25 protein-coding genes and 1 tRNA gene are annotated in these 26914 nt (G+C 40.9%); 15 read left to right on the top strand and 11 right to left on the bottom strand.

Annotated features, from left to right (window positions below; translation table 11 throughout):
• The first annotated feature begins 13 nt into the window (after positions 1–13).
• Both hemB and CRI9333_RS11900 read left to right on the top strand, forming a co-directional pair.
• Entirely contained in the window at positions 14–997 is a 984-nt protein-coding gene (gene hemB, locus CRI9333_RS11905; protein ID WP_015203421.1) for a porphobilinogen synthase, read from the top strand.
• Between the two features lie 437 nt (positions 998–1434).
• Complete coding sequence (locus tag CRI9333_RS11900) at positions 1435–1905, top strand: GNAT family N-acetyltransferase (protein ID WP_015203420.1); 471 nt, start codon at positions 1435–1437, stop codon at positions 1903–1905.
• Between the two features lie 151 nt (positions 1906–2056).
• Here CRI9333_RS11900 and CRI9333_RS11895 read toward each other — a convergent pair whose 3' ends face one another.
• The 5 genes from CRI9333_RS11895 to CRI9333_RS11875 all read right to left on the bottom strand — a co-directional run bounded on the left by CRI9333_RS11895 (position 2057) and on the right by CRI9333_RS11875 (position 5568).
• Complete coding sequence (locus tag CRI9333_RS11895) at positions 2057–2665, bottom strand: L-threonylcarbamoyladenylate synthase (protein ID WP_015203419.1); 609 nt, start codon at positions 2663–2665, stop codon at positions 2057–2059.
• A gap of 84 nt (positions 2666–2749) precedes the next feature.
• Positions 2750–3658: a peptide chain release factor N(5)-glutamine methyltransferase gene (prmC, locus tag CRI9333_RS11890; protein ID WP_015203418.1), complete on the bottom strand. Its 909-nt coding sequence runs from the start codon at positions 3656–3658 to the stop codon at positions 2750–2752.
• Positions 3659–3661: 3 nt separating this feature from the next.
• Entirely contained in the window at positions 3662–4456 is a 795-nt protein-coding gene (locus CRI9333_RS11885) for a Tic22 family protein (protein ID WP_015203417.1), read from the bottom strand.
• A gap of 464 nt (positions 4457–4920) precedes the next feature.
• Positions 4921–4994 (bottom strand) — tRNA-Pro (locus CRI9333_RS11880).
• Between the two features lie 46 nt (positions 4995–5040).
• Positions 5041–5568, bottom strand: coding sequence for a GNAT family N-acetyltransferase (locus CRI9333_RS11875; RefSeq protein WP_015203416.1), 528 nt, complete (start codon positions 5566–5568; stop codon positions 5041–5043).
• Between the two features lie 531 nt (positions 5569–6099).
• Here CRI9333_RS11875 and CRI9333_RS11870 point away from each other — a divergent pair.
• The gene (locus CRI9333_RS11870; RefSeq protein WP_015203415.1) at positions 6100–6825 is read left to right on the top strand and encodes a hypothetical protein; all 726 of its coding nucleotides are present in this window, start codon (positions 6100–6102) and stop codon (positions 6823–6825) included.
• Positions 6826–6977: 152 nt separating this feature from the next.
• Positions 6978–7886 carry an alpha/beta fold hydrolase gene (locus CRI9333_RS11865; protein ID WP_015203414.1) on the top strand — a complete coding sequence of 303 codons (909 nt, stop codon included), beginning with the start codon at positions 6978–6980 and terminating at the stop codon, positions 7884–7886.
• Positions 7887–8115: 229 nt separating this feature from the next.
• Here CRI9333_RS11865 and tsaD read toward each other — a convergent pair whose 3' ends face one another.
• Entirely contained in the window at positions 8116–9162 is a 1047-nt protein-coding gene (gene tsaD, locus CRI9333_RS11860; RefSeq protein ID WP_015203413.1) for a tRNA (adenosine(37)-N6)-threonylcarbamoyltransferase complex transferase subunit TsaD, read from the bottom strand.
• 103 nt (positions 9163–9265) lie between these two features.
• On the opposite strand from tsaD, the gene CRI9333_RS11855 reads away from it, so the two are divergent.
• The 5 genes from CRI9333_RS11855 to CRI9333_RS11840 all read left to right on the top strand — a co-directional run bounded on the left by CRI9333_RS11855 (position 9266) and on the right by CRI9333_RS11840 (position 14449).
• The gene (locus CRI9333_RS11855; RefSeq protein WP_015203412.1) at positions 9266–9763 is read left to right on the top strand and encodes a photosystem I reaction center protein PsaF subunit III; all 498 of its coding nucleotides are present in this window, start codon (positions 9266–9268) and stop codon (positions 9761–9763) included.
• Positions 9764–9800: 37 nt separating this feature from the next.
• Positions 9801–9929, top strand: a complete 129-nt coding sequence (locus CRI9333_RS28570) for a photosystem I reaction center subunit IX (protein ID WP_015203411.1) — start codon at positions 9801–9803, stop codon at positions 9927–9929.
• Positions 9930–10044: 115 nt separating this feature from the next.
• A complete protein-coding gene (locus CRI9333_RS11850) occupies positions 10045–10560 on the top strand; it encodes a photosystem I reaction center subunit XI (RefSeq protein ID WP_015203410.1) in 516 nt (171 codons plus the stop codon).
• A gap of 204 nt (positions 10561–10764) precedes the next feature.
• Complete coding sequence (purH, locus tag CRI9333_RS11845) at positions 10765–12306, top strand: bifunctional phosphoribosylaminoimidazolecarboxamide formyltransferase/IMP cyclohydrolase (RefSeq protein ID WP_015203409.1); 1542 nt, start codon at positions 10765–10767, stop codon at positions 12304–12306.
• 1006 nt (positions 12307–13312) lie between these two features.
• Positions 13313–14449, top strand: a complete 1137-nt coding sequence (locus CRI9333_RS11840; protein WP_015203408.1) for a geranylgeranyl reductase family protein — start codon at positions 13313–13315, stop codon at positions 14447–14449.
• A 65-nt stretch (positions 14450–14514) separates the two neighbouring features.
• On the opposite strand, the gene CRI9333_RS11835 is transcribed toward CRI9333_RS11840, so the two are convergent.
• Together CRI9333_RS11835 and CRI9333_RS11830 are read right to left on the bottom strand one after the other, a co-directional pair.
• Positions 14515–15303, bottom strand: a complete 789-nt coding sequence (locus CRI9333_RS11835) for an RDD family protein (protein ID WP_015203407.1) — start codon at positions 15301–15303, stop codon at positions 14515–14517.
• Positions 15304–15336: 33 nt separating this feature from the next.
• Positions 15337–16179: a hypothetical protein gene (locus tag CRI9333_RS11830; RefSeq protein ID WP_015203406.1), complete on the bottom strand. Its 843-nt coding sequence runs from the start codon at positions 16177–16179 to the stop codon at positions 15337–15339.
• 80 nt (positions 16180–16259) lie between these two features.
• Here CRI9333_RS11830 and CRI9333_RS11825 point away from each other — a divergent pair, with 80 nt between their 5' ends.
• On the top strand, positions 16260–17222 hold the full coding sequence (locus tag CRI9333_RS11825; protein WP_015203405.1) for a stage II sporulation protein M: 963 nt from the start codon (positions 16260–16262) through the stop codon (positions 17220–17222).
• Positions 17223–17236: 14 nt separating this feature from the next.
• On the opposite strand, the gene CRI9333_RS11820 is transcribed toward CRI9333_RS11825, so the two are convergent.
• Together CRI9333_RS11820 and CRI9333_RS11815 are read right to left on the bottom strand one after the other, a co-directional pair.
• Positions 17237–19282 carry a GAF domain-containing sensor histidine kinase gene (locus CRI9333_RS11820; RefSeq protein WP_015203404.1) on the bottom strand — a complete coding sequence of 682 codons (2046 nt, stop codon included), beginning with the start codon at positions 19280–19282 and terminating at the stop codon, positions 17237–17239.
• Positions 19283–19740: 458 nt separating this feature from the next.
• Positions 19741–20640, bottom strand: coding sequence for a hypothetical protein (locus CRI9333_RS11815; protein ID WP_015203403.1), 900 nt, complete (start codon positions 20638–20640; stop codon positions 19741–19743).
• Between the two features lie 241 nt (positions 20641–20881).
• Here CRI9333_RS11815 and CRI9333_RS11810 point away from each other — a divergent pair, with 241 nt between their 5' ends.
• Both CRI9333_RS11810 and ndhM read left to right on the top strand, forming a co-directional pair.
• Positions 20882–21424 carry a LeuD/DmdB family oxidoreductase small subunit gene (locus CRI9333_RS11810; protein WP_015203402.1) on the top strand — a complete coding sequence of 181 codons (543 nt, stop codon included), beginning with the start codon at positions 20882–20884 and terminating at the stop codon, positions 21422–21424.
• A gap of 28 nt (positions 21425–21452) precedes the next feature.
• Complete coding sequence (ndhM, locus tag CRI9333_RS11805) at positions 21453–21785, top strand: NAD(P)H-quinone oxidoreductase subunit M (RefSeq protein WP_015203401.1); 333 nt, start codon at positions 21453–21455, stop codon at positions 21783–21785.
• A gap of 38 nt (positions 21786–21823) precedes the next feature.
• On the opposite strand, the gene CRI9333_RS11800 is transcribed toward ndhM, so the two are convergent.
• A complete protein-coding gene (locus CRI9333_RS11800; protein ID WP_157462316.1) occupies positions 21824–22132 on the bottom strand; it encodes a hypothetical protein in 309 nt (102 codons plus the stop codon).
• A 182-nt stretch (positions 22133–22314) separates the two neighbouring features.
• Here CRI9333_RS11800 and CRI9333_RS27760 point away from each other — a divergent pair, with 182 nt between their 5' ends.
• The 3 genes from CRI9333_RS27760 to CRI9333_RS11790 all read left to right on the top strand — a co-directional run bounded on the left by CRI9333_RS27760 (position 22315) and on the right by CRI9333_RS11790 (position 26902).
• A complete protein-coding gene (locus CRI9333_RS27760) occupies positions 22315–22563 on the top strand; it encodes a DUF6737 family protein (RefSeq protein WP_015203399.1) in 249 nt (82 codons plus the stop codon).
• Between the two features lie 149 nt (positions 22564–22712).
• A complete protein-coding gene (locus CRI9333_RS11795) occupies positions 22713–25067 on the top strand; it encodes a PP2C family serine/threonine-protein phosphatase (protein ID WP_015203398.1) in 2355 nt (784 codons plus the stop codon).
• Positions 25068–25234: 167 nt separating this feature from the next.
• Positions 25235–26902: a CHAT domain-containing protein gene (locus CRI9333_RS11790; RefSeq protein ID WP_015203396.1), complete on the top strand. Its 1668-nt coding sequence runs from the start codon at positions 25235–25237 to the stop codon at positions 26900–26902.
• Positions 26903–26914 lie beyond the last annotated feature (12 nt).

Below are 26914 nucleotides of genomic sequence, written 5' to 3'. Positions count from 1 at the left end.
TTTAGCAAACCTCATGTTTCCCACCCATCGCCCTCGCCGCCTGCGTACTCATCCCCAACTACGTCGGATGGTACGTGAAAATGTAGTAACCACAAGTGATTTAATTTACCCACTATTTGCTGTACCAGGTGAAGGCATTGCTAAAGAAGTTAAATCAATGCCAGGAGTCTACAATTTATCTGTAGACAAAATAGTAGAAGAAGCCAAAGAAGTTTACGACCTTGGTATTCCTGCAATCATTCTATTTGGCATTCCCGAAAATAAAGATATAGATGCCACTGGTGCATGGCATGATTGCGGAATTGTGCAAAAAGCTTCCACCGCAGTTAAAGAAGCTGTGCCAGACTTAATTGTAATTGCCGATACTTGCTTGTGTGAGTATACCAGTCATGGTCACTGTGGTTATTTACAAGTGGGCGATTTAACTGGTCGTGTTTTAAATGACCCTACCTTAGAATTACTCAAAAAAACAGCAGTTTCTCAAGCTAAAGCTGGCGCTGATATTATTGCCCCATCAGGAATGATGGATGGGTTTGTGCAAGCAATTAGAATTGCCCTCGATGAAGCTGGATTTGAGGATACGCCAATTCTTTCCTATGCAGCTAAATATGCCTCAGCTTATTATGGTCCATTTAGGGACGCGGCTGATTCATCACCTCAATTTGGCGATCGCCGTACCTACCAAATGGATGCTGGTAATGTCCGTGAAGCCCTCAAGGAAATTGCCCTAGATATCGCTGAAGGCGCTGATATGCTGATGGTGAAACCAGCATTAGCTTATATGGATGTAATTTGGCGAGTTAAAGAAGCAAGTAACTTACCAGTTGCAGCTTATAACGTTTCTGGTGAGTACTCTATGGTTAAAGCTGCTGCCCTCAATGATTGGATCGACGAAGAAAGGGTAGTAATGGAAACCTTAACCAGCTTTAAACGTGCTGGCGCTGACTTAATTCTCACATACCATGCTAAAGATGCAGCCCGTTGGTTGCAAAAATAACAACCTAGAGATAGAAGATCTGTGTTCGATATTTAGTGCGATATTAATTCTTTCCCCTGCCTACCAAAACAGGCAGGGGTTTTAATTAGGTAGCGATCGCACTCTGTCAGAGACAGAATGTGGCTAATGTCAGGAAATATATACATATAAATTCTCAAATACCTTGAATTAATTTCATTAATTTACTATAAAGAGTGTTAAGATAATAAAAATTTACATTCTACTTATTTCTTTAAGCATTGAAATAAGAATATAACTTATCGGCTAAAAAGTATTAACGTAACAATTAATACTTATTGGAATCAATGCTCAAGTAAAAATTAGACCAATAAAAATACGGTTTAATGCTCAATTTAAAAAGCTAAATAAGCCCAGCACTAAATTGCTGTTAATTAAAGCTAATAAAAAGTAAAAAAATCCCCAAGGAATTTATAACAATGAATTCTAGTCATATTCAATTTTGCGATCGCAAATCAAAAATCGACCTTAAGCAACTTCAGGCACTTTTTCAAGTAGGAGCATTTTGGGCGGAAGAGCGCAAAATTGAAGATTTAGCAGTAGCGATCGCTAACAGTGAACCAGTTGTCAGCGTTTGGGATAAAAATAAACTAATCGGGTTTGCCAGAGCTACTTCAGATGGTATATATAGAGCCACTATTTGGGATGTAGTGATCGATCCTAACTATCGGGGTGCTGGATTAGGTCGTAAATTAGTAGAAACCGTCTTGAGTCATCCTCGCATGAGTCGAGTAGAGCGAGTTTACTTAATGACAACCAATCAACAAAGCTTTTACGAACGCATTGGTTTTGAATGCAACTCTACTACAACAATGGTACTTTACAGCCAGCCCTCAATCAGCCCTCTACCTGCTCAAATAATGGAGTCTCAGGAGACACTAAGAAGATAGAAGGTGGCACTTCAGGAAGCGTTTGTTACCCCCTAAATTCCTTGTCTTTAGCCCGCGCAGGCGGGCTTAGTTTGTCTGGTTCCCCAGGCTTGAGCCTGCGGAAATTTATTTCAAAGCCCCTCCCTTTGTAGGGGAGGGGTTTGGGGAGAGCTCAAAATTTATAGTAACCAACAGTATCATCTAAATTAATAGCTCCCTGTCGGAGAATTTGCCAGCCAGTATCACTCCATTTAGCCACAGTGGAAGGCATACCCAGACTTGGTTGAATTGTTTCTAGTTCACTAGGTAACAGTGTTAATACATCAGGAAAGTGTGTTTCAATTTCTGTAATCGTTTGTAAAGGCGGCTCACCTGAACGATTAACGCTAGTAGTTGCCAAAGCACCAGTTTGAGACAAAATAGCTAGAGCGATCGCATGATTAGGAACTCGCAACCCAATAGTACTGGGATCAGCTTGATTAACTCCTTGGGGTACATTCTTAGAACAAGGTAACACCAAAGTCAAAGCTCCTGGCCAATATTTCTCGGCTACTTGCTCCCAAATCTCTCGATCTCGCAAACTCCCATCCACAAACTGCCACAAAGATTGGGCTGTTGCAGCCATTAAAATCAAAGGTTTATCCTGAGTTCGTTGCTTGGCTTGAAATATTAACCCTGCACAGTCAGGACGAACGGCTAATGCTGGAACCGTATCCGTAGGAAAACTGACTAGCTGACCAGATTTTGCTCCAGCAACAAGAGCATCAAAATCAATTAACAATTAACAATTAACAATTAACAATGATCAATTATTCTATAAGTTTCTGACTTTGGGTTGAAATAACTCAGGATTTTTTGATTTTGCTCACGCACGATAAGCTAGAGCGAAGCGATCAATACCTGCTAAATCAGAAAATATTTTAATTTGACAATAGCTTCCTTGCTGGCGTAGTAACTCAGCTACTACTGGTGCTTGTCCTGCCATCATTTCAATTAGCCAAATACCACCTGAACGTAAATATATAGGGGAGACTTCGATTAAATGACGAATGTAGTCCAAACCATCACTACCCCCATTAAGGGCAAGATGAGGCTCATGCCAAGCAACTTCTGGTTGTAATTCTGATATTAAAGTACTGGGAATATAGGGGGGATTAGACACCATCCCACTAAACTCACCTTTAAGGGAATTTAGTGGTTCCCACCAGGAACCTTGATGAAATTGAATTCTAGTTTCAAATCCTAATTTTTGTGCATTATAGGAAGCTATTTCTAGAGCAGCCGCGCTGTAATCAACAGCATGGATTTGGGCTGCTGGCATAGCATAAGCTAGTCCAAGTGCGATCGCACCGCTACCAGTACCTAAATCTGCCCAACATCCGGCTTTTTTAAGCTTAGAACTATTCTCCACAGCCGCAACAGCTAATTCAATTAAGCACTCCGTTTCAGGTCGCGGAATCAAAACTGCTGGTGAAACACTCAACAAAAAATTACGCCAGGGAGCCACCCCAGTTAAATACTGAACTGGCATCCTAGCATCAACTCGCTGCTGCCATAGAGTTGCTAACTTAGAAAAAGGCATACTGAGCGGAATTTCTAGTCGATCTTTAAAAGATTCCAACCGCAGTGCCAACTTATCTAACCCAGCTACCTCTTGCAACAACCAGTCCACTTCACTGACAGGGATATCAGCAACTACAGCAGCAAGTCTTGCTTGTGTAAACCACTGCCAAAGTTCTACCCCTGAAACCATCAGTTGTTGTGGCTGAGTCATTGATTAACGCCGACGATTTTGAGGAGGCTTCGCTGGTGCAGGAGCTTGTCTAGGCGCAGATGAGGCTTTCTGCAAAAATTGCATCGACTCGTTAGCTGGAACCAACACAATACTATTAATTTCTGGTTTATTACTGTCGCGCAATGCCTGAATTAAACCTTGCAAATTCACCACCTGAACTTCTACAGTGGATGCTAATTCGGGTTTTTGTTTCTTAAAGCGCTCAACCATTCCCTGTAATTGCTCTTGCTCAAAAAAGAAAGGAATTACCTGCTGATTTCCCTGCTGAACTGTCAGATACCCTTTATCCTTACCAGCTTTAGCGACAAACAGGGGAGTACCATCAAAAGTGTTTACCTGTTGACCGCTCTTACGCAGTAAGTTTACTGCGGATTGTACTTGCTGCTGTTTGGGTATAAAAGCAAAATTTAAACCATCCGGCTTATTTTGATTTGCTTGCCCCAATCTGTAAACTTCTCCCAGCGACACAGGAGACACCTGCACTGATTTGCCCAAAGCTGGATTATTTTTCTTAAGCTGGTCAACAAATCCTTGAGCATCACCCTGGCTAATAAAAATACCTGCTACAGAGACATCTTTATTCTGAGCATTCTTGATTGACCTAACCAGTGGCGAGCCTTTAGCATCAGTGACAGTAAAAACAGGAATCGTTTGCAACTTTTGAATAACCTGTTCTGCTGGCAAGGCTAAAGCCTGTAAATTCCCTAAAAAAGAAGACCCTAGCAGTGTACTTCCAACTAAACCCAGTGTTGCGCCCAAGCGAACGAATGACTTCATTAGTAATAACCTCAGATTTTATGAGCGAGTATTTAACCCAACTTGCTTGTTTTTGTGATAGCCATATTTGACTACCGTTTCCCTAACTACATTTAGTCTGCCCATTTGGAACTGACGCTCTTGCCAGAGGAACCCACCTAAAAAATTGCCTTAGCATCCTAAAAAAACTATCTACAGAAGTATTCCAAGATTAGTTTTAATATATATATTTATTTTGTACTATTGTGCCAACTGCAATGTTTACTCCTGAAATACCAAATTAATTATTAATGACCATCAGCAAGAGGGAATAGTTCCACTTTTTCGATTAAGAATAATTTCCTTAAATACTAGATTATTTTACCTAGGGCTGTACTATTATTTTACTAAAATTTGCTTACGCCGTCTGTTGTATAACTTTAACTTAAATAAGCAATTAACTTTATCTAGAGGATAAAGTTAAATTTAGCTTTATTGGTTTTTAATCGGGATGACAGGATTTGAACCTGCGGCATCCTGCTCCCAAAGCAGGCGCGCTACCAAGCTGCGCTACATCCCGTTACTTGCTTTTATAGCATAACATACTTTTGGGAATAAGTATAAGTTTATTCGGGATACCAAAACATTCCTTTTATTCCTTCTGGATCAGCTAAGAATCCCAATCCACCGTAGAAATTGACTACATGAGGATCTGCAAATAAAGTGATGTTGCTAATATCTTCAGATCGGAGTTTCTTAATCATGTATTTCATCATCGCCTTACCCAAACCCTTGCTCTGAAAATCTGGATGAACGACTACATCCCAGATTGTGGCATTGAAGGCATGGTCAGAAGTTGCACGAGCAAAACCAATTATCCTACGTTTAGCTCCCCGCTCTTCCCACATAGAAACAACTAGAAAACTGAACTGCAAAGCTTTTTTGACTTTACGCAATGGTCGTCTAGACCAGCCAACAGCATCGCACAATTCTTCTAGCTCATAGAGATCAAGTTCTCGCTCAGTACTGAAGAAAATGCGCGAGCCATTATTGGCGCGATTAGCGGCCGTGCCTTCTATAGGATCGCCCTCTACTGTCGTCTTGGAGGTAGAAGCAGTGTCAGAAGTATTAAACAAACTTTTCCAAAAAACCATGCAGGTGTGGTTAAGGTATTTAATGTTCTCCCGTACCCAATGGTCGGCTACTTAATCTTAACTTTTTAATGATAACACCATTATGTATTAGGCACTATTACATCTAAAATATTTTTCCGCCTACACCTTTAAACGGCTACAACCCTCGCGATTGCGATCGCTTGTTTGGGCAGAGCCGTATATATTTGTTAGCAACCCCAGAAGGTTTAGTTAAGATTTTTTAGTTGTCTATGTGCCACTACACCTATAATAATGCGACTATAGAAGTAGGTAAACAATAGTTAAAAACAAAAGAAATACAAGTGGTAATGACACAAAAATATAATCAATCCTTAGTGGAATCCGAGCGCACTTAATGTAACTTACACTTGTCAGAAGTCGTGAGAGAGTTCGCTCTTGAGACTAGGTTTTATGTAAATTTTTAGAAAATTTTGTGAGAGATTAACCAAAAGAGCAGGTTGGGAGCGTGGACTGCACTTTGCTGCCTCTCCAGATCGGCTTTTCACCTGGCAAGCGAGTCTTACCTCAAATATGGCATCTGGTTTAAAACTATCCACACAAGAACTACTCAAACGCTTTAACCGAGCGTTTCCTCAATTCTATGAGCAGTTTGTTAGTAATGAAATTCAGTTACAAAATCTTAGGCTGGCATATCGTCTTTACAAAACGAGACGAGTAGTCATTGAGCTTAAACCGGAAGGAAGTAAGAGCGCCTTAAATTTTGCTTACCGTAACCAGTCGTTTCTGTTGAGCGATATTTTTGGGGTTTTGGCTGCTTATGGACTGACAATCCATAGCTTGAGCTTATATGGTCAGATCCGTCCACCGATGCTGGTATTTATCAAACTGGTGATCTCTCGCGGTAGCAAAGCACTTACAGAAAAAACTGCGGATAATGTTTGTCGAGCGATTCGGGAAGCTTTAGCAGGACGCTTTGAAGTTGAAGAGATGTTAGCGGTAGAATTTAATTTAGATGCTGGGTTAGAGCAAGTAGAAACCGAATTTTATGTTGATCCAGTCTTCCACCTGCCAGCACTCTTGATTGAAGCCGACAACCAGCCCGGATTGTTTTATAAGGTAATGTATGCTATTTGGCAAGAGGATTTACTGGTTGTTAATGCTAATTTACTGGTATGGCGCGGACGCACCCGCTTGATTCTTTACCTACTAGGACCAAACGAAAGCTTAATTCCCGATTATCTAGGACAAAAAATTGCCGAAGGTGTGCGACAGAGGTTACTAGGTCGGCGCTTTTAGTTATTAGCAATTAAAAATTGCTGATAAGAAAGTTTTACTGATTGGTTTGGTCAATGCCTGCCCTAAAAAAAGCTGGAAGTATACAAAAGTTCCAGAAGCTAACAGCTAATTACTAAAAGCCTTTGCAGAACTTAGAGGGGTAATATGAAAATATGGCAACCATAGATATTCTGGGAGTTCCGCATACTTATGAGTTGACAACTCCTACTGGATACCCTAATGTCCTAGTTTTCATTCATGGTTGGCTTTTAAGTCGCAGGTATTGGCAACCGCTAGTTGAGGAGCTATCGCCAGATTATCAGTGCCTTATTTATGATTTGCGAGGCTTTGGTGATTCTCAACCTGAAAATAATGGCAGTATTGCTGATGGCAGGTTAGATAATCTTGCTCGTAGTGCAGGGGGAGTAGCAGGTATTACTGATATTTTGACTTCAACGTATACACCCGCAGCTTATGCGGAAGACTTAGGGGTTTTGTTAGAAAAGCTTAATATTTCTAGTGCTTGGTTGGTTGGTCACTCTTTGGGCGGGAGTATTGCTTTGTGGGGGGCATCTCAACTGACTGACAAAGTTAAGGGTGTGATCTGCTTAAATGCTGGTGGTGGTATTTATCTAAAAGAAGCTTTTGAAAAGTTTAGATCTGCTGGTGAACAGTTTTTGAAACGCCGTCCGCGATGGTTGTGCTATGTGCCTGGGATTGATGTGTTGTTTACACGGGCAAATGTGGCACGTCCAATTGCTCGCTGTTGGGGTCGTCAACGCTTAATTGATTTTGTGGTGGCTCACCCAGAGGCAGCTTTAGGCACTTTGTTAGATTCTACAACTGAAGTTGAGGTGAACCGTTTACCGCAGGTGGTATCGTGCTTGGAACAACCTGTTTATTTTATTACTGGCTCTCAGGATATGGTAATGGAGCCGAAGTATGTTAGGCATTTAGCTAGTTTTCACACATTGTTTCAAGATTGTGGAGATAATGTTATAGAAATAGCTGAATGTGGACATTTAGCAATGCTGGAGCAACCAAAGGAAGTGGCGGATCAAATCCGTAAGCTGTTAACTTAAGCAGTTAGCTAATAAGTCTGACACGCGGGCAAGATGCCCGCACTACAGATTACGCAAAAAACACCAGAATTAAGTAGGTTGGGTTGAGGGACGAAGCCCAACCTACAATTATCGTTTTTAGTGGTTTAGATCCTATCCGAAAAGTGGTTTTAAGAGATTTTTAACCACAGATGAACACAGATAAACACAGATGTTTAGTCACGTAATTCGGGATTTTTCGGATAGGCTCTTAGTGTTTGTAAATTTCCATGATATTAGCTAGAGCAAGGCGAGATTGGGTTCCTAGTGTTAATGGTGATGTATGACCTCGATTTAAATGTTCTGCGGCGGCGCAGCCAATCATGGCGGCGTTGTCGGTGCAGAATTTTAGGGGGGGGAATAGCACTTGCAAATTATGCTTAATGGCAGCTTGTTGTAGTTGTTTGCGGAGTTCACTGTTGGCAGCGACACCCCCACCAATAGCAATGGTGTTAAGTCCGTAGTCTAAGGCACAGGCGATCGCACGTTTGGTTAGCGATCGCGCTACGCTTGCTTGAAAACTCGCTGCTATATCATTTACAGGTAGCGGTTGGGAACTATCCTGTTGCAGTTTTTGCACTAATCGCAGTACTGCTGTTTTTAACCCGCTAAAACTAGAGTCATAAGGATGATAGCCGCCACCTGGAAGGGAAATATTACCTTCTGGTAAGGGAAAAGCCAGGGGATTTCCCTGTTGTGCCAGTTTGTCAATTATGGGGCCACCTGGATAACTCAGATTTAATAACCTTGCCACTTTATCAAATGCTTCTCCCGCAGCATCATCGCGGGTTTCTCCCAAGGTTTGATATTCGCCACAATCTTTGACATAAATCAAGCTGGTATGACCGCCAGAAACTAGCAGACATAAAAAAGGTGGTTTTAATTCTGGGTCACTTAGATAAGAAGCATAAATGTGTCCTTCGAGATGATGGACACCGATAAATGGTTTTTGGTGGACTATCGCTAGGGTTTTAGCGGCGGTCAAACCGACTAATAATGCTCCGACTAATCCAGGCGCACAAGTTGCTGCGATGCCGTCAATTCCTGACCAATCTAGATTGGCTTCGTCTAGTGCTTGAGCGATCGCCAAATTAATCGTTTCTAAGTGTTTTCGCGATGCTACTTCCGGTACTACACCACCATATTGCTGATGGATTGAGATTTGAGATGCAACAATACTACTCAAAACTTGACGATTCTTTACAACTGCTACGGCAGTTTCGTCACAACTTGTTTCAATTGCTAAAACGGTATCCATTCACTGCTACTTTTATTTATCGATACATAAAATTGCTGATGTACAAACACTGATTGTGTTTAGTATAAAAAGCATTGATCTCGTTACAAAAGGAAATAATCCGATGCGACGATTGTTGGCTGTAATTTTTGCCATTTCTATATGGCTCAACTTTGCCCCAGCCGCTTCTGCTGATAATTTAGGTGGTTTAGTACCCTGTAGTGAGTCCCCTGCTTTCCAGCAGCGTGCGGCTTCCGCCCGTCAAACCAACTTTGACCCTGATTCAGGACGCAAGCGCTTTGAGCGTTATTCTCAAGCTCTCTGTGGCCCTGAAGGGTTGCCCCACTTGGTTGTAGATGGTCGTCTTGATCGTGCTGGTGACTTTTTAATTCCTGGCATTCTGTTCCTCTACATTGCTGGCTGGATTGGTTGGGTTGGTCGCGCTTATCTGCAATCAACTAAGAAAGAAGCTAACCCAGAAGACAAAGAAATTCACATTGATGTGCCTCGTGCAGTTGGCTTTATGCTCACTGGTTTCACTTGGCCTTTGGCAGCAATCAAAGAATTGCTCACAGGTGAATTGACTGCTAAAGAAAACGAGATCCCTGTCTCACCACGCTAACTGGCTAGTATCCTTGATTTTGTAAGGAGAATAATTCATGTCAGATTTCCTCAAATTTCTTTCTACTTCTTCCATCTTGGGAATAGTATGGTTATCCGTGCAAGCCGTTCTTTTGGCTTACTTTATCTACTATTTCCCAGACCTGCTATTCCATCCCCTACCGTAGAACTGCATAAGGTTTGGCATACTGAGAAAAAAGCCCCTAATTATCTATTGGGGCATTCCTAGTTTTAAACCTTTGATAGTACACAACAATATTTCATCTAAGGGTGAAGAAAATTATGGTAAACGTACAAGCAATCAGCAACTCAAAAAATCGCCCAGGCGATCCTAGAAATCAAGAAGTTGTTCATGAAGCTGGTGACAACCAAGTTGGGAATTTAGCTACCCCAATTAATTCTTCAGATTTCACAAAATCTTTCATCAATAACTTACCTGCGTATCGCAAAGGTTTGTCTCCACAGCGCCGAGGGCTAGAAATTGGTATGGCTCACGGCTACTGGCTAATTGGCCCTTTTGCCAAACTAGGCCCCCTGCGTGATACTGATGTAGCTAATCTAGCGGGTTTACTCGCAACCGTTGGTTTGCTGATCATTTTGACCATCGGCTTATCTCTCTACGCTAGTAGCAATCCACCACAACCCACTGGCACTATTACTACACCTAACCCACCAGATGCACTCTCCACCCAAGAAGGCTGGAACGAGTTTACAACTGGATTTTTAATTGGTGGAATTGGCGGCGCTGGGTTTGCTTATTTGTTAATTAGCAATTTACCACTGCTCCAAGGTCTCTAGTAATTAGTTGATTTAGAGGCAATAGGCAATTCCAACTATTCAGCCGTTGAATGTTGTAATGCTAATCGTTAACCTTGTCCTAACTATTTTTTAGGGCAAGGTTAATTTTTTAGGGCAAGTATCTAGCCCAATAGTGCGATCGCTCTTATTCTGAGAAAGGCTGATTGCTAATTTTTGTTATTTGTGGATAAGGGATTTTGAGTCATGGCGCGTTTGGCACTGCTGAGTGTATCTAATAAAACTGGGTTAATTGATTTAGCCCGTAAGTTGGTTGAAGAATTTGAGTTTGATTTAATCAGCAGTGGTGGAACTGCCCAAGCACTAAAAGATGCTGGTTTACCAGTTACAAAAGTTTCTGATTATACGGGATTCCCAGAAATTTTAGGGGGAAGAGTCAAAACGCTACATCCGCGAATTCATGGTGGGATTTTGGCGCGGCGTGATGTACCACAGGATGTTACAGATTTAGAACATCATCAAATTCGCCCAATTGATTTAGTTGTGGTGAATCTTTATCCTTTTGAGCAAACTATAGCTAAATCAGGGGTAACTTTAGCTGAAGCTATTGAACAAATTGACATTGGTGGTCCTGCTATGTTAAGGGCTTCAGCAAAGAATTACGCGCACTTAACTGTTTTATGTAACCCAAGTCAATATGATGCTTATTTAGAAGAATTGCGTCAGCGTGGTGGAGAAGCATCTTTAGAATTTAGACAAGCGGCTGCTTTGCAAGCATTTTCGCATACTGCTTCTTACGATCAAGCGATCGCAACTTATTTAAGCAACCAAGAAGCAACTACTGATTTACCACAAAAATTGACACTTTCAGGGCAACAGTTGCAAACTCTGCGCTATGGTGAAAATCCCCATCAACCCGCAGCTTGGTATCAAACTGGCACGGTTCAAAGTGGTTGGGCTGCTGCTACGAAACTGCAAGGTAAAGAACTAAGTTATAACAACTTAGTTGATTTAGAGGCAGCAAGGCGGATTATTGCTGAATTTAACGATAGTCCAGCCGCGACAATTATTAAACACACTAATCCTTGTGGGACGGCGTTAGGAAATACCTTGTCAGAAGCTTATGAAAAAGCTTTTAATGCTGACTCGGTTTCTGCTTTTGGTGGAATTGTTGCTTTAAACCGTCCCATAGATGCTTCGACGGCAACTGCTTTGACTAAGGTATTTTTGGAATGTGTGGTTGCACCAGGTTGTGAACCGGAAGCCCAAGAAATTTTAAGTGCTAAGTCTAATCTACGGGTTTTACTTTTGCCAGATTTAGCTAGTGGGGCATCGCAAACTGTTAAGGCGATCGCAGGTGGTTTTCTGGTTCAAGCTTCAGATGAGGTAATCGAAGATAGTAACCAATGGCAGGTTGTCAGTGAAAAACAACCTACACCAGATCAGTTAGCGGAATTAGCGTTTGCTTGGAAGGTTTGTAAGCACGTTAAATCGAATGCTATTGTCGTGAGTGGCGATCGCACTACGTTAGGTGTTGGTGCTGGTCAAATGAATCGGGTCGGCTCAGTTAAAATTGCCTTAGAACAGGCTGGAGAGGAAGCTAAGGGCACTATTCTTGCCAGTGATGGTTTTTTCCCATTTGATGATTCTGTACGCACTGCGGCGGCGGCTGGCATTGCGGCTATTGTCCAGCCAGGAGGTAGTTTGCGTGACCAAGATTCAATTAAAGCCGCGAATGAACTGGGTTTAGTGATGGTATTTACTGGTATTCGCCACTTTATGCACTAAAACTATGGGAAAGGTTGTATGTAAGGATTTATTAGCCAACTATCAAATCTCTTGATGCACCCTTTCCTAAAACCAGAAAATTTCACTTCTTATTTATTGCAGTGATGCTAAGTATAGTTACTAGGGTTAGTTAAAGTTTCAAAATTAATATTTGTAGTTTTATAAAGGGAAGTAAACTAAGCTTTTATAAGAGCAAGCTAACTAAATCAGGTAATTTCGGGGATCGCTACTTAATTTATCTCAAAATGTTAAGAACATTTGCTATTTAATTGTGAACTTTATTTGCAGTTTTTGGGATTTTTAAACTAGAGTGCTAAATTAGAAATTGAAGCTAACAAGCTTCTCTGACAGATTACTACAGCGATGGTAAATGTTTAGTTAAGAGGTAAAAAACGCTGTTTAACCTAGCATCTGTCTCATTAAACAACAACAGCAGCATCGGCAAGAAGGCTGATATTTTCTAAGCTAGTAGATAGGGAGCTATGCAAATCAACTCCAAAGTTGGTGCAACTCTGCGTCTGATCAGCAAATTGGTGAAAATTCCTTAGCGAGTCTAGTTTGTATGTTGCTGTTGTTTTAAAAAATTATATTTAACTATCAGCGCAAAGATTTATTCTGCGCTTAAATCAGAAAAAATTTATGGGTGCGTCTTTCCCGAAAAAATAGAAAGCGATGTACACAAGTGCATCGCTTCTTAGTGTAAGTAATGTTTTCAACTTTGCGGATCAAAAACTAGAGTAGGAATGTTTATACACTAAAATTTATTAGCTTAATGAAGCAAATAAATAGATGAGAATTTCGCAGTAATTTTAAGCTACAAGAAGCTAACAGCAAAATATATCAACTTTTTCTCTTAATATCCCTATTTCCCCATCACCAGACGATTCTGATGCTGTTCTAGGAAAGCGTAATTTCTATATATAGCTTCAAGTCAAGCTAATCAAGTTTGCGCTTTATTGCTATTGCCTGATAGTCTAACGTTGATAAACTAAAACTTTTAAGCGTGATGTTTGATTGCATTATTGTTGGTGCTGGACCAGCAGGCGGAACTGCTGCGTATCATTTGGCGAAACAGGGACATTCTGTTGTAGTTCTAGAAAAAGAAGTTTTACCTCGATATAAACCTTGTGGCGGTGGGGTATCTCCTATTGTTGCTGAGTGGTTTGACTTTGACTTTAGTCCTGCTATTTCTGTTAAAGCAGATGTAATTCGCTATACCTGGAATATGGAAGATCCAGTGAAAGTACAACTGGAAACCAAAGAACCTATTTGGATGGTACGGCGGGATATTTTTGACCACTTTATTATCCAACAAGCACAAAAACAGGGCGCTGAACTGCGGGACAGTACAGAAGTTACAGGTATTGAGTTCAAGAGTGACCACTGGCAGGTAAATACAGCTAATGGTGCAGTTGCAGGTCGCTATGTAATTGCCGCAGATGGCGCTAAGGGACCAATGGCAAAGTTGCTAGGTTTTAAGGAACGCAAACGCCGATTTGCTGGCGCTTTGGAGGTGGAAACTCCCGCACCAGCAGGTAATAGCCCAGTTATTCACTTTGAGTTTGGCATGGTGAAAAATGGCTATATCTGGAACTTTCCCAAAGCTGATGGTTATTCCATTGGTATAGGCACATTTAAAGGCGGTGAAGGGCAAGATTTTAAAAAAATTCTGACTGAATACAGTAATAAGATGTTTGGTGTTGATATCAACACCAATAAGCAGTATGGGCATCCTTTATGTTTGTGGGATGGTGAACAAAAACTGCATACACAAAATGCGGTTTTAGCTGGCGAAGCTGCTTGTGTGGTTGATCCGTTTACCGCAGAGGGCATTCGACCTTCGATGTTCAGTGGTTTAAAGGCATTTGAGGCAATTCATCAAGCTTTAAGTGGCGATCGCAATGCCCTAGAAAAATATACTGAGGTAATGAACAATGAATGGGGGGCTGATATGAAATGGGCGCAACGGATAGCTGGGGCGTTTTACCAGTTCCCCAAAATTGGTTACAAAGTTGGTGTCAAGATGCCCCGCGCCACTAACACTATGGCTAAAATCCTTTCTGGAGACTTGCGTTACTCAGATGTTGCTGGTAAAGCAGTTAAGCGCCTCAGCAGTGGTTTAATTCCAGGTTTTGGAGGCTAATAATTAGCAGTCATCGGTAATTAGTGATTGGTGATTAGTGATTACCAATCGCTAATTGTTAATTGTTAATTGTTAATTGTTAATTGATAAGCCAGGTATACAGCTTCTAAAAACACTTCTGCTGTTAAAGCTGTGGGTAACTTTTCTAAAGAAATAATTGTTTTGATTTGACGAGCTAGTTGTAAACTCAAATCAGCTTTAGCTTGAGAAGTCATGCCCTGGCGACGCTGCAAAAACTCGCGAATGGCAGCAAAGTCATCAGGTAATAACTGAGATAAATTAGCTATTTCTGATAATTGAGTTGCTAATTGTTGCGCTTGTTCAGAAATTGGGAAGTTGGTAGCAGCAACTAAATATTCTTCTTGAATAACAAGAGTTCCTGCTGCCCAGTCTCCTAAACGTTTTTCTTGTCGCCCCAACATAATTAAAAAAGCACCTATAAAAAGGGTATCATCAATTAGTCTTAGCAGTGTTCTAAGCGTAGCTTGTTGAATACCAACTCGACGACCATCATCTCTAATTACCCGAATTTTGGCATAGCGTTTTCCAGGTGTTTGTCCTTGCCACAGTACCTCAAAAAACACAAAGTAACCAGTGTAAATAAAGAAGTTAAGTAGGATAGCGATCGCTATTAACCACAATCTCACACTATTGCTATTGCCCAATTGTGTTGTTAATACATCAATTAACCCAACAGCAAATATTGCCCAAGCAATCCAGAATAGCGTTATAGTTAAGCCTAAAACAATATAGTCAATTAGCAAGGCATAAGCACGATTACCAATACCTGCTAACGTAAATTCAAGTTCTACACTTTCTGGAGTTTGAACGGTAACTCTATTAAAAAAATCCATTACTTCCAGGGATGAACTGATAATTGTTAGTTGTTAAATGGTGCGATCGCGTAACTGTAAATCTAGCCCCTCACGGCGACTGCGAAGATCGTAGTATAAAACAGCTTTGGTAGTTTGCCAAAAAGGCAGTAAAAAAGCTCCACCTACCAAACTTAACCCGATAGAAATCAAATAAACGAGCCAGTATAGTGAGGAACCTGCTTCAAGAGTGACTAGAAATATTGAAGGTGCATAGACAGTCAAAATAAGCATGGGAAGCGTTACTAAAAAAGCAATCATCACTACGCCTTGGATGCGAATCACCGATGCTTTGGTTAAATCCCAGCTTCTTTGGATACTTTGTTTACCATTTATTTCTTCAATTGATAAAGGCACTTCAGCTATTAGCCACCTAGAGATAAACCAAGTTAGCACAAAAATAAAGCCAATAATGGCGGTAATAATCAAAATTCCGAACAAAACTCCGGTCAAGACTGGATTATTAAATACTGCCCCTAATATCAATCCTAATATTCCGCCAATCATCATAGCTGCTATAGAGCCTACAAATACTAACCCTAAATAAATCAAAAATAAGAAAATACTAACTTCCAAAGCAATTCTTAGAAATGACCAAAGGCGAGGTTTAAGACTTTCACTGGCATTACTAACACTTTCAGGTTGATTAATTAATTCTTTAAAAGCTAAACGTGAAATCATTCCAGAGATAGCAAAGTATTTTGCCCAGCCGTAAATGGGAACTATAAACCATACAGAAGCTAATAAAGCTAACTGAAAATAAGTTTTCAGATGAGAGCGGTAGAGGGCAATAGCTGTACTCACAACATTACCAATACTCAGTGGTCTGATGGGATTTTGAGGATTTTGATGATACATACCTAAAACTAGCCTATATATAAAAGCAATATGGTTGAAAATATCTTAAGTTATGTTAGGCAGATACCTCCAAAAATTTTATGAATATTCAACGTTGGATAGCGCGGCGGGAACCTAACTGGAAGCGCCTTGATGCTTTATTAAAACAAGTTGAAAAAAAAGGATTAAAGTCTCTTAGTGCGGTAGAGATTAAGGAATTAGCTAGTTTGTATCGCTCTGTATCGGCAGATCTGGCGCGTGGGCGTACTCAGAAAGTAGGTAATACTTTAATCCAAGATTTACAAATCTTGACATCTCGCGCCTATAACCAAATTTACCAAGGTTCACGCCGTCAGGAATGGGAAGCGATGGTAGAGTTTTATCGCTGGGGGTTTCCTGCAATAGTGCAGGAGACATTTAGTTATATTGCGGTGGCTACGATACTATTTTTATTAGGTGCGATCGCAGCATGGTGGTATGCGTGGCGAGATCCAGTTTTCTTATCCCTGGTTGTACCAAAAGAATTAATTGTGATGGTGAGAGATGATCATAAATTGTGGATGGGGTCAATTGTTGGCATTGAACCTCTAGCATCTAGTGGCATTATGGTTAATAATTTATCGGTAGCCTTCGGTGCGATCGCAGGTGGCATTACTGCTGGAGCATACACTATATTTTTATTGGTATACAACGGGCTAAGTATTGGTGCTATTGCTACCTTAGTTGGTCAAAATCATCTCGCTTATCCATTTTGGGCGTTTGTATTCCCTCACGGTTCCCTAGAATTACCAGCAATTTTTTTAGCAGGTGGGGCTGGTTTATTACTCGCTAGAGCAATTTTATTTCCTGGTCAATATCGCCGTGCAGATGCTCTAAAATTCTATGGAACACAAGCATCTCAATTAGTATTTGGAATTGTACCAATGTTAGTTATCGCTGGTACAATCGAAGGGTTTTTATCACCTAGTCCCCTAATTCCTGAGACATTCAAATACCTTGTAGGAATAGCTATTTTTACTTTTTTAGTAGTGTATTGCAGCCGCAAGCGAGCGAGTAATTTATAGCAGTCTGATAAATTCTAATGCCTTACTTCTACTTTAGTATTATCCGATAATGGAGGCAAAGTAAGAGTAAAGTCGGTTTGATAAACTTGGCTATTTGGAAGAGGAGAGCTTTTGACATCAATTGTGCCATTAAGATGTTGTACTAAACTCTTTACTAAAGCTAATCCTAAACCTGTACCTTGAATAGCTTTTTCAGTTACTCCATGACCTCGACGGAATTTATCAAAAATAAAATTAATATCAGAAGGTGATATTCCAGAACCCGTATTAGAAATAGTTAAAATAAGTTGCTCATCTGGTTGCTTGGCTTGTTCAGCTAGACGTAAATACACAGTACTATCGGGTTGAGAGTATTTACCAGCATTGGTTAGTAATTCAACTAAGATGCGGTTTAGGCTCTCTGGCTCAGTATGAATAATTAGCGATCGCTCAGGTAAATCAAGTGCGAGTCTTAGCCCTTTATCATTCCATTCCTGCTCAAACGAATTAACTAAATGTGAAATAAGTTCTTTAATATCTATTTTTTGTAACTGAATTTGATTGTCATCTGATTCCAATTTTTGCAAAGTTAATAAATCGTTGATCAAATTAATTTCTTGATTACACTGTTGGTCTAAAATCTCTAAATATTTAGTACGACGCTCAGGAGAAAGTTCTGCTTGGCGCAATAATCGAATGGCTAAAGCCATGCTAGTAAGTGGTGTACGTAATTCATGGCTAATTGTACTGAGGAAGTCATCTTTGAGTTTATTCAGATGGCGTAACTGCTCAATTTGTTCACGAGTTTTTTTGTATAACTTTGCTTGAACATCCAAACTAGATTGTAATTGTGCTGTGCGTTCTTCTACCAAAGCTTGCACTTGCCTCAGTGTTTGGTGTTGGATGATCGCGCTACAGACTTGTCTTCCCACCCAGTTGAGTAAATCTAATTCTTCTGCTTGCCAAAGGCGAGGCTGAGAATGTTGTAAAACTATAAATCCTAATACAGTAGCTTGTAAATAATCGTTGCGATTGCTATCTGCCTTTCTTTTAGATATATGGGTTCCAGCACTGTGAGGGAGTATCTCTGTTAAAGGAAAAATCAGTAAAGATGGTATTTCAGAAGGGAAAACCCATTCCAGTTCACTTTCTAAGTTAATTTTTTCTAAATTTCTGCGATCAGGTATAACTACCGGAGTGGGAGCATCTAAGAAAGCCTGCTGACACAAATGAGATTCTGACAGAGAAAAAGAATAGTTTAACAGGTTGCTATTACTACATTGACCAACAACTGTAACTTTAGCTTTAGGAATATTTTTTAAAGATTTGTTTTTGTGAAATGGATCTGCATATTTCAAAAGCAACATCAAACCGCGATCAACTTGCAGCACTTGGGCAATACCAGATATAGCTACTTGAATAATTTGATCCAAATTCCCACAATTATGAATTGCTAGGGTTAATTGGTTAAGTAAGTTTTGGTACTGTGCAACAATTCGCACTTGTCGCTGTAGCTGGACATAATTAATTGCTGTTGCTACCCATTGTGAGACTAGCGTGATGAGTTGTTTTTCCCTGTCGTTCCAATCGTATGATTGAGATCGCCCAAGCACAATCATGCCGTTGACTGAAGATTGCCAGTGAGTCTGAATTCCTAACACTGAGCGGATTGGCGAATCTATTACTAAATTAGTGTGAGTAACATCTGCGATCGCTAATAATTCCCCCTCAACCAGTAACCCACAAAATTCCTCTTTAAGCTTTACAGTGTGAGGGTTATGCTCCTCCGCACACCAAATAGAGATCTGCTGATTAGCTTGATGGCTTGCCTTGGCAGCAACCAAGCAAGAGTCTACGTGAAAAAATTCTCCCACAGCAGCCGCTATTTCTGGCAGAATTGTTTCTGGCTCAGGACTACTCAAAATTAACTGGGTAATTTGTGATTGTAGCTGAGTTGGATTATCTTCATACTGCATTAATTCGCCCTTCCGTATTTGTGGGCTAATTGATTGCACACCTGGGGACAGATGTGAAGTTATATTTTCTACTGTGAGGGCTGCTTTTGCAGTCGAGACATCCATTTCACTAAAGTACAATTCTTATTGGATAACTTTTCCCACTGTGAGGAGAGCGCGGTGTTTGATGCCTGAAGAGCAGATGATTCGTCTACGTCTATAAAAACAATAGATTAATAGCTGTCACCCGATCACACTGTTTGATAAAACCATCACAACTGGGTTAACCAGTTTGTGAATTACGCGCTCTATGTTAGAGTTCCCAAATTATTTCGCTTTGTACCAAGATTATCTATATATTTTATACTTTTTATAATTAAATTTACCACCACAAAACGTAATCTGCTATACAGAATTTATTTTTTATTGTCAATCTAAAAATCTAATTTTTCTGTACCGCAAACAGCCCTCCCTGTAGACGGCAGGGCTGTTTCATTGTAGTCAAAGAAAATTAGGAAGGCAGGGGGGCAGAGGGGTAGGGGAGAAGCTGATGGTGGGTTATACAACCAGATAACTACCTCTAGCTAACGTTTCTTCTCTGCTTCCTTTAAAGCTGTCTGGCTATTTTTGCGATATGAATCTACTCGGCTTTTAGCTGTTTTGTAGCGTTTATCACTCTTATTGATAGATGCCATTAAGTCAGAAGCTTTCCGCCATTTGGCTGCTATCTCTAACCACTGAGCAGAGGATTTAGCCTTTTTGCCAGCAGCATTAGCTTGTTCAGCTAGCCGGACACCTTCGACAAATTTATCAAGTGTTTTTGATGGTGCTTTTAATGGCGCTTTTGATGGTGACGGGGAAATTGTAGCTTTTGGAGAAGTTTTTGGCGCTACTGAGGCTTGGGGTGCTTGAGGTTGGATCTGAATGATAAATTTAGTACTTAGCCATTGATAAATCCCCCAGCCAGCCAGCAGTAAAAGTAAGCTGACACTGACACCACCAGTAATACCTCTCCAGAAAACTTTTTGTTCACGCATTGAATGGGGTGATGTTGGGAGTGGTGGCTTATTTTTAGCAAATTTCTTATGTTTGCGCTCTTCTTCCAACTGCTGAAATATGTTGGGCTTTTTGAGGATAATTAGTTCCGACCACAGTAATTGATTTTCTGGATCTCGACTAATTTCGTCCAACCAAAGCAACTGTTGTTCACGTGCTATTCGACAGTTGATATTCACCCGTCGGATATTTCGCGGTGCTATAGCTTCTAAAATTTTCCTGATTTGCTCTACCACCACCGACTGTTCCAGTTGTTCTGGTGTTGCTGCTTCACAAAGAAGCTGCAACACACCCTCAACAAACATCGCTCTGGTTCTCACACAGGAGTCTGCCAGCCTTTCATTTAATACTTGAATAATCGCCGCAACACTACCCTGGCGAGCCTGCTTGGCGATATCATCCATCGGTGCCATTTTTGTTTGAGCCATTAATTGGTAGTTCGCCCCGACTGTAAGAGTGAGCGAGAAAAGCTCACAGAAAAAGGTTTTTCCGTTGTTACTGTGTTTTCCTTTGCAGGAGAAGCAGAGGAGGAGGGGGAGAGATCGAGATAAAAATGTTCTTTAATGAACATTTGCACACTAATTCCGAAAAACCCTAAAGGCTAGATAATTACTCTGGGAATGATACACTAAAAATGCTAAATAACTGCGGGAAAACCGGAAATTAATCATGGGTAAAGTGATTCGGGGGCAAATTTTTGTTCTGGATGACAACATTGATACCGATCAAATTATCCCAGCAGAATACCTAACTTTAGTTCCTTCTAAACCAGATGAGTATGAAAAGTTAGGCAGCTATGCCCTAATTGGGTTACCGGATAGATACGGTAAGTTTATCGCTCCCGAAGAGATTAAAACCCGCTATCCGATTATTGTTGCTGGTGAAAACTTTGGCTGTGGCTCTTCACGGGAACACGCGCCAATTGCTTTGGGTGCAAGTGGAGTTGAAGCAGTGATTGCTCAGTCTTACGCTCGAATTTTCTTCCGCAACTGTTCAGCAACAGGTGAATTGTATCCTTGGGAGTCAGTAGAACGCCTCTGCGATCAATTTGAAACTGGACAGGAAGTAGAAATTGATTTTGACAACAACCAGCTAATTAACCACACTTTAAATCAAACTTACCCTCTTAAACCATTGGGTGATATTAAACCTGTGATTGATGCTGGAGGAATTTTTGCTTATGCTCGTCAGACAGGGATGATTGCTCGTTAAACAAATTTGAAATTTTAAAATCGTTACCATGCTGCTAAAATCTACTACTCGCCATATCAGAATCTATACTGCTGAAATTCACAACAATGAACTGATGCCTAACGATCAGGTTTTAACAATGGATATTGATCCAGATAATGAATTTTTGTGGAATGAGGATGCTCTGCAAAAGGTTTATCAAAAATTTGATGAATTAGTTGAGTTATCTAGCGGGGAAGATTTGACAGAATACAACCTCCGCCGGATTGGTTCAGATTTAGAGCATTTCGTGCGATCGCTCTTACAAAGTGGTCAAATTAGTTATAACCTCAATAGTCGTGCTGTCAACTACAGTATGGGGCTACCACAAGTTAGTAGTTGAGCGACATTCTGTTGAAGACACCTAATTTAATTGTTAAATTAACTTAATTGCTGATCATCTGTATTAGTTGATTCTTGAGCAGATTGATCAGCAGTTAAAGCAACTTGAAGTTGATGATTTCGCTTTTTCTGGATAAACTCTTGACAAGCTTGGTGTCGGTTTTCTAAAAATCTACTCCAGAAACCAGGAAGAAATTTATCCATTGTTTCCGCTAAAGCAGAAATTTCAAGATTAATTAATTGGGATAGTTGCTCACGAGAATGTTTCCTTTCAGCAATTAAATCCTGAATTTGTTCAATTTCAGCACTGTCTAAATCATTAATATTGTGTTGAGCAGGGGTATTCAATTTAATTAAAGGTATATTTATTGAAATTATATAAAAAAAATACATTTAAAAGCTATTTTAATCTGATGCTTACCTTTAATAAGTAGGTGGTCATAAATAAAGTAAATGAGGGTTTTCCCATTCACCAGTCCCCAGCCCCAGTTTACGAGTAACGTTTAAATTTACCCAAAATACTTATCAGCGTGTCTACACAAACATCTTTAAGCCCTTGGAATCATAAACCTTGGTGGTGCCAACCTTGGTCAATCTTGTTAACTGGCGTTACCATAATTTTCAGTAGTTGGTTGTTGGCAAAAACGATCTGGATAACACTGCTCATCTCGATCCCTGTTGTAGCCTGGATGGGATACTTTTTATTAATATGGCCGCGACTAATGAGGCGTTACTTGGAAAATTCTGCGTCAGACGGTGTGCCTCAAGTAAAAGATTAATCTACTAAGATTAATTTGTTAGAAGTCAAAGGTTAAAATCGGTGATTAATGGTGATATTTGGCTGTGAAAGCAAATAAGCTAACTTATTGGTATCAGCAGTATAAGCAAGAGCCAAGATCCTAACGGCTGACTGGAGCGAATAACTTTCATGCAAAATCCTGTGGCAACAATTAACTGCCCTAATCCCCAATGTCAGACTCCCAACCCTCTAGATCATAATTTTTGCCAGAAATGTCGCACACCGCTAATTAAGCGATATCTGAGGGCGATGGGTGAAGTAATAGATGGTGATTTAGGTGGCGCAATCCTGGTAGGTCGCTATTTATCCAAGGGGAACAGGATTCTGCTAGATACCCAACCTAGTTTACCTCCTGAAACAACTGAAGAAATACCAGAAGCGATCGCACCTTATTTGAAGTTGTCGCCGTATAAGTTACATATTCCTCAAGTATACGGATTGATCAGGCGATCGCACACTCGGCATCCAATATGGTTACTAGATCAGGTACCCGTTTATTCTGGTGGTGTAGATAGCTCAGTTGAAGGTCAGTTAATGCCAGAACTAGCTGCTGCTTGGAAAACAGCCCCAGCTTTACGTCAGCTTAATTGGCTATGGCAGATGGCTCAACTATGGCATCCCCTAAATACTTATAATGTAACCGCTAGTTTACTCACACCAGGACTACTGCGGGTAGAAGGTTCTATAGTCAGGCTGTTAGATTTACAACAGGATAATGTCACGCCCACGCTACAACAGCTAGGTGAATTGTGGTCGCAATGGGTAGAAGAATCACAACCAGTAATCAAGAATTTTTTAGCACAGCTTTGCCAGCAGTTAGACACAGGTGAAATCAGCCACTCAGATCAACTGGTGGCGCTGCTAGAGCGGGGAATCCCGGAGTGTGGTTCTTCACAAGCTAACGCCTATCAAGTTGCCACTTTCAGCGATACAGGTCCCAGTCGTCGTCGCAATGAAGATTCTTGTTATCCACCCAGTGGCTCAATCAGTGCTACTCAAACTAATGATCTATTAACAATTGTCTGTGATGGAATTGGGGGACATGAAGGAGGCGATATTGCCTCTAGCTTGGCAATTGAGACTATTAGAGAGCGAGTAGAAAATCTATCTGCTAATTGGGATTGGCATCCAACTACCGTCAACCTGGAATTAGAAAAGTCAGCCTGTATTGCTAATGACACGATTAGCCAACGTAACGACACAGAACAACGGCAAGAGCGCCAACGTATGGGTACGACGGTGGTGATGGCATTAGCACACCAATATGAAATTTATATTACCCATGTAGGAGACAGCCGCGTTTATAGAGTTAGTCGTACAGGTTGTCATCAAGTAACACTAGATGATGATTTGGCTTCGCGGGAGGTGCGACTAGGATATGCTTTGTATCGAGAGGCAGTACAGCATCCCGCTTCTGGCTCTTTAGTACAAGCTTTGGGGATGGGTGCATCAGGAATGTTGCATCCAACAGTACAACGCTTTATTGTTGATGAAGATTGTGTTTTTCTGCTCTGCACTGATGGGTTGAGTGACTACGACCGCGTGGAACAATATTGGGAAACAGAAATTTTACCGATTTTAGATAATCAGCTAGATTTAAAAACGGCTGCTCAAAGATTAGTACAGATTGCTAACAGCAAAAATGGACACGACAATGTGACAGTTGCGTTGGTGCATTGTCAAGTAAAACAAGGGGAGAGCACAGAACATCAATTGTCAGCCCCAGCAGCAGCTAGTTTAGCTGAAGATCCTAGTTTTGGCGATCCATCTCGAATAAAAACTCAGCGTTTGTCATCAAATCCTGCTCCCAAGCGTACTGGGATGCTATTGGGAATCTTTATACTAATGGGATTATTTGGAGGAGTAGCTTACGGGTTCGTTTCTGGACTTTTGCCGAAAATTTTTCTAAGTTCTGCTCCCAAACAATCACCAGCGATTTCTGAGACACCCCCTCAACCCCCCAATGATTCATCTACTCCTGAATTAGGAGGGCGATCGCTACTCCTAATTAATAGTGATACTACAAAAGATGCTTCGGGTAAATCAATTCCACTATTATTGCGCCCTGGATTTGATCAGTCCAACAGTAAGGCGGTGCTTGGGTTAATTCCAGCCAATAGTGTTTTGCAGGTGAGCCAAAAAAAGCAGATTTTAGAAGAAAAGTGGCTACAACTGAAAGTTTGCTCTCTGCCTCAAATCGCATCAAAACCGTCTCCAGCAAAATCACCTCAAAAGCCATTACCACAACTCAATCAGCAAGCCCCCGCCATTAACAAATCATCAGCAGTAAATCAAAAAAACACTTCCACAGGTACTTATCGTTTAGTACAACCAGGGCAATTAGGATGGATTCGAGAAACAGAAATTCTCCCTCTGAGTGCCGAAAATTCAACTGCTAATACTACTCAGCTAGGTAAATGTGCTAATCCTGTATCGGGTTCAACCGCTTCAACACCAAAACGAAAACCAAGCGCCTCGCCATAAGGGAGAGGGGAGAGGGGAGAGGGGGGAGGAGAGAGGGGCAGAGGGGTAGGGCAACTAAAGAATTTACATTTATACTCTCTGATTATTAAAAAACCCAACTTAGCCTCATAGTCGGTAGACTGTATAAGAAAGTGGTATTGCCGTAGCTGGAAGGTCAACGTCATTGAATGTCTGCCTTTGAAAATCTTTGCCTTACTGTTGCTATCGATCGCCTGACCTATGGACGATTAAACTTTGATGCGTCTATACAGGCAGAACACTTCGCTATCTGGGTTCTAAAAGCTCCTTGCCCTGGAGCTTATGTTCACTCTGACCGTAACTGGTCTGAGAATTTAACTCAAGCTTGGTTGGCATGGCAAGAAATGTTTAATCTACGCGGTCTCCCTCATGTTCCGCTTGTACATCATATTACAGGGGAGATGCGCGGTAAGCCTGCTTGGACATTGCCGCCACAGCCAAACATTGCAGCTACCGCTCCGATGCCCAGCTATGGCAGTCGTTTGATGCAGCACTTGGGAATTAGCCTTTGGGACTGGGTGTTTGATGGCTCAATTGAAAATAGTTTTGCTCAAAGCGAAGGAATTGCCATTGGGCAGAATAAACCTCTGCGCGTGAGATTAGAAATTCGTGACCCCGATATAATTCCCCTGCCTTGGGAAATTATGCAACCACAGGCTGGGAAACCAGCAATTTCTCTCAGCCAGAATTTATTATTCAGTCGCACTACCAGCGATGTTGATCCACTACAACCTGTTAAAACTGAACAAGCATTAAATATTTTATTGGTACTAGGACAAGAAACTGCTCCCGAATCTAATTCAGGTGGTGGTTTAAAGCTGGAACAAGAGGCAAATGTTTTAGCTAAAATTCTGGGAAATGGAACAGTCCCAGCCAATAATGCAAATTCTGTAAATGCGGCTCCTTGTCACGTAGATGTATTGGTACAACCAACACCTACGGAACTGATTAAAGCTTTAGAAACAGAAAATCATAATATCTTTTTCTATGCTGGTCACGGTGTCCCAGCACCAGATGGTGGCTTGTTATTTTTATCTCCTGATTCAACTCTCAATGGTACAGAATTAGCCCAGGTTTTAGTTCGTTGTCGGGTAAAGTTGGCTGTATTTAATGCCTGTTGGGGCGCTCAACCAGATCAAGATAATTACAAAGCAATTCCTCGTAGTAGCTTGGCAGAGGTGTTGATTCATCACGGGGTTCCTGCGGTTTTGGGGATGCGTGATTCGATCGCGGATGAGGAAGCTTTAACTTTTATTCAAGCTTTTGCTCAAGCTTTAGTACAACGGATGCCTATTGATCAGGCGGTGGCGGTGTCAAGGCAACAATTGTTAACTATCTATAAATTTAATCAACCTGCCTGGACTTTGCCTGTTCTATATATGCACCCAGAATTTGATGGTATGCTGCTTCAGCCTATTGGAGAAGGAATTACTGAATTACCAGGGATTCCTTTAAAATTATTAGGAGAAAGCACACCAATAGCTTCTTTGCGTTCATTGGAAGAAATAGGTAAAATTTGGCAGATTCGCGGTGCGAAGATGCGGGTAGGACGTAGCCAGGATAATGATCTGGTAATTGAGAAGCCGGAAGTTTCTAGAAAACACGCTGAAATTATTGTGCGTGATGCTTTTTCCAGCAATCAAGTCCAGTATCAATACTTTTTGCGTGATCAATCTAGTTTTGGCACATTCCTTTTTACAGGTAACGGCTGGCAAAAAGTCCACCATCAGGAGGTTATTTTGGAATCGGGAGCCAAGCTAAAGTTTGGAAGTACTGAAAGTCAACCGATGGAATTTATTATTGATGGGAATTTGTAAAGACCTTATACG

Source organism: Crinalium epipsammum PCC 9333 (assembly GCF_000317495.1).
In the GTDB taxonomy this organism is placed as follows: Bacteria; Cyanobacteriota; Cyanobacteriia; order Cyanobacteriales; family PCC-9333; genus Crinalium; species Crinalium epipsammum.
The sequence above is the reverse complement of the archived record's forward strand: the minus strand, read 5'-3'. Positions and strand labels throughout refer to the sequence as shown.